Origin of the sequence: Dyadobacter sp. CY323 (genome assembly GCF_021390245.1) — a bacterium.
Classification (GTDB): Bacteria; Bacteroidota; Bacteroidia; order Cytophagales; family Spirosomataceae; genus Dyadobacter.
In genome coordinates this window covers 236,228-245,649 of sequence record NZ_JAJUXH010000012.1, presented here as the reverse complement: position 1 = coordinate 245,649, position 9,422 = coordinate 236,228, and the positions used below count along the sequence as shown (strand labels likewise).

The 9,422-nt window shown below is 49.7% G+C and carries 2 protein-coding genes; both read right to left on the bottom strand.

Features of this window, described 5'->3' with window-relative positions; translation table 11 throughout:
- Positions 1-347 precede the first annotated feature (347 nt).
- Positions 348-785, bottom strand: a complete 438-nt coding sequence (locus tag LZG72_RS18745; protein ID WP_233875928.1) for a hypothetical protein — start codon at positions 783-785, stop codon at positions 348-350.
- Between the two features lie 484 nt (positions 786-1,269).
- A complete protein-coding gene (locus tag LZG72_RS18740) occupies positions 1,270-9,387 on the bottom strand; it encodes a choice-of-anchor Q domain-containing protein (RefSeq protein WP_233875926.1) in 8,118 nt (2,705 codons plus the stop codon).
- Positions 9,388-9,422: the final 35 nt, after the last annotated feature.

Here is a 9,422-nt window from a genome sequence, read left to right as displayed (position 1 = left end):
GGCGGAATACACGGAGCAGTCGCCGAAACACATACTGGAATGAAAAACAATTTTTTCTAGACGGATTGGCTCGTCTAACCCATCACAGCCAGGGCAGTAGAAGCTGATCAAAAGAATAAGATAAAAACAGAATCGCCGCATCAGTAAAAGTCAAAGCTGAGTACTAAATATACGATATATAACTAATTTATATATAATTCTCGGAAAATGCTCCATTCTAATAATGAACAGTGGGTCAGTCACCTTGATAATAGATTTCGGAAGTTATCTGAGACCTTGTCAAATACTGATAGGTCGGGAAGTTAGCCGCCTAACGTTTTGGGAATGAGTGACAATCTTTTCTTACTCTACCTTTCAACGAAAAGATATTTGGATAAAACTTTTGGCAGCTCGATAACATTTGTACGAATGTAATTACTGATGCTCAGATGAAAATCCATCACGGCACTTTCAAAATCAGTCAGTGATGTATCTATAAAGATTGATGAGAAAGAAGCACTAACTTTTAATTGATCGTTGTGCAGTGAAAATTTTAGGATCTCAGAATTCTCTGTAAATTCGAAAATTTCAAATGCGACATCATATTTCTTTAGCGCAAAGACAATTTCCTTCATACAATAGGCGAAGTCCAACAGAGGTATCCAATCCCATTCCATATCAATCTCTGCATCGGAAGCAAGCAGCGACAAGCTGCCCAACAGAAAATCGTAATGAATTTCATCTTCCGTTATGTTTCGCACATCATTAAATTGTTCTGACTGTATTTTATATTGTATCTTAAACATTCACAAACGAGTTGAAAGGAAGGGAAGCTTTACCATTAGTCCGTATGGTTAATCGTAAAGCTTATTCTGACCGTTTATCGACATTCGCCACCAAAACTGATAGGAAGTCCATTTGCAAGGTGTGAATGTCTCCTAGATGGTGTGTTTACACATCACAATGTAAATTGTAGCTAAATCTACTGTGTTGCACATTTAATTTTTCAACGAGAGGACATTCACACCTGTCCCTCACCATTCTCACAAAACGCTCGAGCGTGAGACGTTCGTCCCCTGCTCATCACGGATTAAACTAGTCGTACCGATTGTACGTTTTGCGGTACCAGCCATAATTCATTTTCCCAGCATTCCAACATATTCTAAACTTCGGATGATTTTGGTGGTACCTCTTTGCGCTTCATAATATACTTTTGTGTAATGAGAATCATCTACTATTTGCAGAACTCTCCGTTTTCTGGCGGGTTTAAGGCAGGAGGTATGTTATTGATTAATACTTGATAAGTTTGACCACTTTTCCATCGAAAGTAGATACGATGTATACTCCTGCCGTATACTTATCCAGATTGATTGTGACGGTTTGGCCGGAAATTTCCAGCTGCTGCAAAGTAACTCCTGATGCGCTTGCCAGTCGTAGGCGGGTTCCAATGTACGCGGGGCTGACGTGAAGTGTCACCCGCTCTTTGACAGGGTTTGGGTACGCCGCTAGCGAAACTGGCTCTGCGGCATTAACGCTGGTAATCTTGCTGTAACTGAATGTGGCATCCAAATCGGATTGGCGAATGCGGTAGTAAACTGTGCCAGTCACTTTGGTGGAGTCTGTGAAACTGTATTGTGCTCTTCCGTCATTGCTTCCCGCCACCCTGCCTATGGGGCGGAAGCCTCTTGCGTTGCCGCTTCTTTCAATCTGGTAGTCCGATACATTTGTCTGATCAACCTTCCATTCAAGTCTGGCATAACCCTCCTCGTCCATTTTGGCGGCAAAGGAAATCCATCGTACCGGGAGGGCTGCACTTGTTGTCTTCACAAAAAAACCGCTAAAACCGGTCACCTCAAAACTTACTTCCCATCGGGAAGTGCTGCTATCCCAGTTGATTTCCGAATCTGACGGATTGATCGTTTGCAGAGACCCTTGATAAGTGGCAGGAAGACCTGATCCGTCACTGCTCACCCCTCCCTTTTTTTCAATCAAAAGATTTGACTTGCCCGCAGAGTCATCTGCCCGCGCTGGTAACTTTGTTGTATTGACCGCATTGAAGGCGTCAAACTCCTGTTGGGTAAAGTAAAGTGTTAGCCGTCCCGTACTCGTTTCGCCATCTGTCGTGGGCATGATTTGGAAATGCCTTTTAACATATTGGCTGTTTTGGACAGCATCGACCCAGACGGTTGCAGTTGTATTGCCACGGATGCTGGATGGTTCCCCGGAAGTGGCAATCGAGACAGCCAGTAAATTGCAAGGGTCCCTGTATTGAGTCGTCCCGTTTCCTTTCTGGCTTCGTGCAAGCACGGTTCCGCCCGACACAATTCCGGTGTTGTTAGCTACCTGTACATTCTCGTAGGCGCCCATGTCGATTTGGTCACCAAAAATGCGTTCCTGTCCTGCCAAGTCGACCTCTGGAAGATCTAGGGCACTGACATCGGGCATACCTGCGTTAATTGCTGGACTGCACGTTTTCAGACCGAAATCTCCAAATGTTGTATTGTTGAAAACTTCTTCTAACGGTACGGCAGATGCATCGATGTTGCCGTCGGTGAGTGCAACACCTGTGACCATAGAATGGTAGGCGAGATATCCCTCAGTAACTGCTCCATAAACAATAGAATTGCGAATAAGAAATGCGCCGTTCTTCACTTCCACGGCACTAGGCGAGGCGTTGCCTGCAACGGTAGTGTTTATCAGCGACACCGAGCCCGAGATGCTCTCAATACCGCCGCCCTGATGGCTGGCGCGATTGTCGGTAATTGCTACATTGGTAAAACTCAGATCCGAATTTGCACCGTAAATCGCTCCGCCCTGTCCAGCAGCATTTTGGGTAAATATGCAGTTAGTAATGGTGAGGCTGGTTCTGGTGCCCTGATCATCGCTATATAGCCCGCCGCCGTACTTGTTCGGGACTAAGGCTCCGTCCGCTATACCTCCGGTAATAGTCAGCCCGTCAAGCGTGATATGCCCGCCGGAAGCATTCAGCCTAATCACGTGGAAGCTATTGTCGCTGGTCAGGGCGTCATCATTTATATTGCCACTCAAAATTGTCTTGTGCAAGCCGGCATTCCGCGTCGCGGGGCTGCTGCTACTGAACCCGCCCAGTAAATTAATGTCGCTGCGCGTTATTACAAAGCTTTGGGATCTATCTCCCGTAGAAAGACTACCCGTCGGATAATAAGTTCCCTCGGCGATCCAGATTGTATCTACCGCATTGCAGGAATTGGCAATTTCCAGCGCCTCGGTTAGCGTTTTGAAGGCTCCGCTCCACGAAAGCCCGTCACCGGTTGCTGGTACTCCTGCATTCACATACAGCTTGCCGCTACCACTAGCAAGGACGTTCTCGCAAAAATCGGGAAGGCTACTTTCGTAGGCTCCCATATCGGCAATGCCCTGCTGCACCCGCTCTGAGCCAATAATGTCTCTTCCGATTCCCGCTGCCAGTGCATTGTCGCCTTTGTTCATAAATCTGGACTGATTAGAGGCTGTAAGTCCATCGTCAGCTGTGAACCAAAATCCGTCAAAACCAGCAGGCATATCTGGGTAACTGAACTTCGGATCACTCCGAAAAAAATTACCTGCGCCGTCTTGGTCGGACTGCAACAAGGAAAAGGTAACAGTAGTAGCCGATGCTGCCCCTGAGCTATGCCACTCGCCGCCGGTATTGCCCCAGGAAATACTGTTTCCTACCATGAGCTCGCCGCCATCCTGCTGGGCGGATACGCTGCCATTTTGTGCGCTATTACCATAGAAGGTGACGTGAATAACGTCAGTGGAGGAAGCCTCATTATGGATTGCACCGCCATTTTGATTTGCCTGGTTTGCGTAAAACACTGCATTCCGAATCGTTACGTGAGAGCCGATATTGGCAATAGCACCTCCGTCGGATGCTTCGTTCCGGGTAAACACCACGTTTTGGAATTGAATGTTGCTATTGGAGTTCCTCACAGCGCCGCCTCTGGAAGAGGTAGTTCCATTTTGTATTACAAAGCCGTCGAGCAAGGCGCCATCGTCAACGTCGGCATTGACGATTACGCTAGCACCATTTCCTTCAAGAATCGCATTATGTCCCCCTCCCAGGTCACGATCCGCGAGTTCTATCTCGGTTGCCGCAAACCCTCCGTAGATTTTCACGCCACTTTTCATTTCGAACGACGTTCCTGCAACTTTCGGTACATAACTACCCTTGGCCACCCACACCGTATCGCCGGATTTTGCCGCGGCGATACCTTCCTCAAGCCTGGCAAGGGCTGTAGCCCAGGATGCTCCATCCCGCGTCGGGCCGTCCTGAGCCGCATTTACATACCAGCGTGTGTTGGCGCTCTTGCTTTCATAGGCACCCATATCGACCGGCTTATTGCTACCGAAATGGCTGACCCTCGGATTCCCGGCCAGGTCTTGGGTACCAGCCGTCAGATCGGGGTAAAAGGCGTTGTCTCCCGCATCTACGGCCGGTGAGGCGGCAGGCAGGCTATAATCGGTGGTAAACAGGGGATTGGTAGCCACCTTGTTGTGATCGTCAGGATTGCCAGTACTGTAAATCTGGGTGATACTGTTTTTTAAGGACAGCGACACCGTACCTTCATTTTCCAGATCCGCCCCGGAGGTATTAGAATTGCCCGACTTTTGGTTGTTCCAGATGATGCTGTTATAGATTTCAGGCGAAGAATTGTTGCTGTAAACGCCGGCTCCTTTCATATTACCCGCGGGTACTGCCAACACGTTGTCTGTAATGGTCACGTTCGTGAGCACTGTCGCCGAGGAGGCCCCGTTATAAACCCCTGCTCCGTAACCGGTCGCGCCTGCATTGGAATTGGCAATCTCATTTCCCCCGATCAACGCATTAGTAATCAAGGGGCTCGAATTCTCATTAAAAACACCGGCACCCGCTACCGATGCCCGGTTGTTCCAGATCACTAGATTACGTAATGTGGGCGAAGCATGTACATTGCGAACACCTGCTCCATGCGGAAAAGCCCCTTGCGTAATCATAAATCCATCCAGCACAGCCGAATTGTCCATCTCATCGTTGGATGTAAATATGTTCCAGATAACAGGCCTTACGTTTTCACCATCCAATACAGAACCACGCTTGGTGGAAGTAGCAGGCATGATACGTTTGTGCGAAAGATCTACAATACCATTGTCAGGGTCAAAGCCGCCGTATATCTCGACTCCGTTTCGCATGATGAAACTATTTTCGCCTACTTTGTAAGTTCCGGTGGCCACAAATACTTTTTGTACACCGGTCGTGTGGATAGCGTTGTGCAGGTCGCTGGTAGCATGTTGCCAGCTGCTGCCCGTGCCCTCACCGGTGGCAGCTTGTTTTACATAGATAATTCCGTTTTCGGGAGTGATCGGTGCAGCATAGGGACTTTCATAAGCGCCGGCGTCGAGCCGGTTGAGAACACGCTGGGCTCCGGTTATATCTTTTTCTAATCCAGCAAAGGCGAGTACCTGGTCACCAAAACTGATTGCAGGGCTGTTGGGCGACAATTGCAGGCCATCGTCAGAAGTCATCATTTTCCCATCGGCTCCCGCAGGGTTTATTGCATTGGCAAATACACCTGTGCCGGTTGCATGGGTATACGTATTCGTGAGCGTGATACGACCGGGATTGCCTGCGTCGCTGTAGTTTTGGGGCGTATTGGCTACCAGCAACGAATTAACGAAACTTATCTTCGCATACCGGGAACTGATCATTTCCCGTGCTTCAAACGCGCCGGCACCGGCGGTGGATGAAATATTGTTCACCGCGGTAACGTGATGGAAGTTCATGTCAAATGCTTCGGAATGTGGATTTGACAGGCTCAGATAAACCGCAGCTCCTTGCGCTGCCGTGTTGCCGTAGAAAACACATTGGACAAAATTTGTAACAGGGTGGAACCTGCCTTCCGTCACATATACGGCCCCGCCAAAACCAGTGGCGTGGTTGTTTCGGAATACACAATTGACAACCGTCTTTTTAGCATCCGCACCCGGAAATTCGATCAAACCTCCTCCGTTCGCATTCTCGCCTTCACCATCCGCATTACCCCCTTCAATAATCAACCCGTCGAGTCGGGAATCTCCCACTATAGACGTCAACACATGGTAGACATTGTCGGACAGATTGTTTTGCACGCCTATATCTCCGCTGAGTATCGTCGGATGCAGCCCGATGTTGCGCTGGGAAATGCTCGTTTCGTTGCCCGCAAAGCCACCGTAGACCTTCGAAGTCCGTATATTAAAGGTATTTTCCCTGTTGCCGGGCGTGGGCGTGTTATTGATACTGGCGACCCGGTCGGGCCGGTAGATTCCTTCCTTGATCCAGATGTCCCGCTGCATGCTTCCCGTTCCTGCGACCTCTATGGCCTCGTTGAGGTTATTCATTGCGGCCGCCCACGTACTTCCGTCGCCGCCATTGGCGGCATCTGCCGCCACATATACCACCGAGTTGGTTTCATACGCTCCCATGTCGATGACGTCCTGGCTCACACGTACATGAAAACCTGTTGCATCATAAGGCTCCCCGTTGTAATCGTTGCGTCCGCTGTTGCGGGCCGGGCTTTGCAGCGTAAGGGTCAATGTCGGCAGCGTACTCGACGGCGATGCGTAAAAAAGTGGGTCTGTATCCAGGTTATTGCCTTTGTCCTCAGCCAGCGACAGGCTCCATGCGCCACTGCCGCCACTGCCCTGGATGATACTGTAATCGGCCTCGAAAACGCCGGTGCCGGCCAGTTCGCTCGCGGCACCGGCCACTGTATCAAAATACAGGATACTGTTGTGCAGCAGGACTGTACCCCAGTTGCCGACAGCTCCCGCACTAGTGCCTGCGCTGTTGTAGGCGAAGGTACAGTTTACCACACTAACCTTCGAATTGGGCTGCGCATGTAGAGCACCGCTGTTGGAAGTAGCACTGTTATTGTGAAACACGCAGTTGACAAAGGTTTGCCGCATGTTATCCCAGATTGTCTGGTTGCTCAGATATACCGCTCCGCCGTCGGAAGCAGCATGGTTATCCTCAAACAAGCAATTTTGAAAATTCAGATAATTGAAAAGAGACGCATTCCGGTGGTCGGTGTAAACCGCTCCGCCTTTTGTGCCGTAGTTATCCAGAAACTTGCAGTTGCGAATGGTGGCGTGGTGGGACTCGCTCAAATTAATTTCAGTTTGTCTCAGAACAAGGCCTCCGCCCCCGGTATCGGCATCATTGTCGGCGTACCCGCCCCGGATTGTAAAACCTTCCAGTACCGTCTTGCTTCCGGTTATTGTCACGACATGATAGCTGTTATCTGTTGCGTGCGGTGAGGCGAGTTCTCCTGAAAGTATAACCGGATTGACTTGTGGGTTTCGGTTTTCAAAAGTATCGCCGCCATTAGGAAAGCCTCCGTACAGCCGGTCATTTGCCCGTAAAGTGAACGTAGCATTGCGGTTGCTGAAGTCGGGACTGTACGTTCCTGTGGCAATATATATTTCCCGTCCATTGCTGGAGCAGGTATTTTGTAGCGCGTTCTGCAGACTGGTGTATGCATTTGCCCAGGACGATCCGTTGTTCGCGCCGGTGGCAGTATGATCTACATACAGCTTGCTGAAAGCAGCATTGTAAACGACATTGAATGTTTTTGTGTAGGTGGGACTTTGATTCCCGTCGCTGTCTGTATAATAATAAGTAACTGGCTGAGGGATACCGGCGTGGGTACAGTTGAACGTTGCAGGCGGAAAAGTGATCCTCACGTTATTTGCCTTGCATCCGTCATATCCTTTGGGGAAATTGGCCGCTGTGAGTGTGTAGGGGCCGCTTGTTACGTCGACCCTTAACGGAAGCCCGGGGTCCAGAATGTCGGGAGAATACTCGATTGTGGCAACGGGTGTAAAAGTATCCCTCACAGTGATCAGCAATGTGCCGCTGGTACTATTACCGGCAAAATCGGTAACTGTAATATTGACCGGGACAGAATCCCCAACGTCACTACAGGTTAGCTCGGTTTTACTGAATGTAATGGATTTAATAGCATCATTATCGTAAATGCCATTCTGCTTCCCCAGATAGGGTTCCAGCAGTGCCATAGTGAGGGGGGTATTGGCCGAATAGAACGGATACAATTTGCCATTGCCCGGGTTGACATCGATATTGCTCACATTGATCACCGGCGGTTCGGTATCGGCGATAGTCCGGTACATGAAATACCCGCTCTGGGGGTTATTGGTAGAGGTCCGCGGGCTGATGCTGACATTGTCCAGAAAACGGGAGTAGTCATTGTAACCGTCATCAGCCGCCACGAGATCTGTCGACGGTTGGGATTGTTCAAAGGCCATACCGGTACCTCCAGCCCCGCTCGTTGGAATCCGCCTTCTTCTTTCCAAACCAAAAGATTCAATGTCAAAACGCATTACAGTCGACGAACCGGCTCCACCGCCAGCCATTCCGCTACCTCCCCTGCCACCTGCTTTGAGTAGTGGATACTCATTGTATGAGCCCATACTTAGCGCATTAATAAATGGTGTTCCCGTCTGGGAAGTGTAAAGAACCGTCGGCTTGCCGCCCGTTTGCCCCTGTGTAACAGATTGCAAAACGCTGTTAGATCCGCCGATCACCACTCCGGTTTGAAAAGTAAATACACTATAAACGACGCTGGATGCCTGGCGCATCTTGAGATCGTCGGTGCAACACGCGGCAGGTAGTTGATTCTCGATATCAATCCCGCTACCGCCTGCCACCAACGTGAAAGCATGCTTATCAGCTGCATCGGAATAGGACTGACTGATAAAAATATCGGGCTCATCCCCTGTTGTGAAATGGTTGGAAGATGCGTCGCGTACGGCAGATTTGCCGCTTACCGCCTCGAAGACTGTTGCGAATCCCCCGCTGCCGCCGCCCGCTCCTGCGATCAGGCGTCCCTCCCCAGCCGGGCCGCCCCATCGTTTGAACAGGTGCCAGTTTTTTGCCTGGGGAACCAACCATAACATTCCAGTGGAACCTCCGCCTCCTGCGCTACAATACAGGCCCTTGTCAAAACTGGTGCTCTCTCCCTTTTTTCCAAAAGTTACCAAAAATGGTTTGCCATAGGTATTTGTTCCATTCAGGTTCAGCCGATAATTCACCTCTCCTCCTTTTCCTCCATTCGCAAATTGATTGTAAGCGCCGCTCTGGTAGTGTGCGGTACCTCCATCACCGCCCACCAGCTTAAATTCAATCGCAACGACACCGCTCCCCTTCTTTGGCATTTCGAAAATGCGGCTTTCGATCAGATCGATATTATTCGGCTGTGCAGGGTCTACTCTTAGCCAGTTACCATTGGTGTTGCTGAGTACAGTACCGGTGGTATGGGTGAAAATGGGCAGGGTTTGCTGGGCGGTTGCCTGTAAGGCGCATAGTAAAAAAAGTAGAACGCGGCAGGTAAAACGGGTAGAGGATGGGATCATCGTATGGGCTGTTTAAAACTAAACTTACGCAGCCC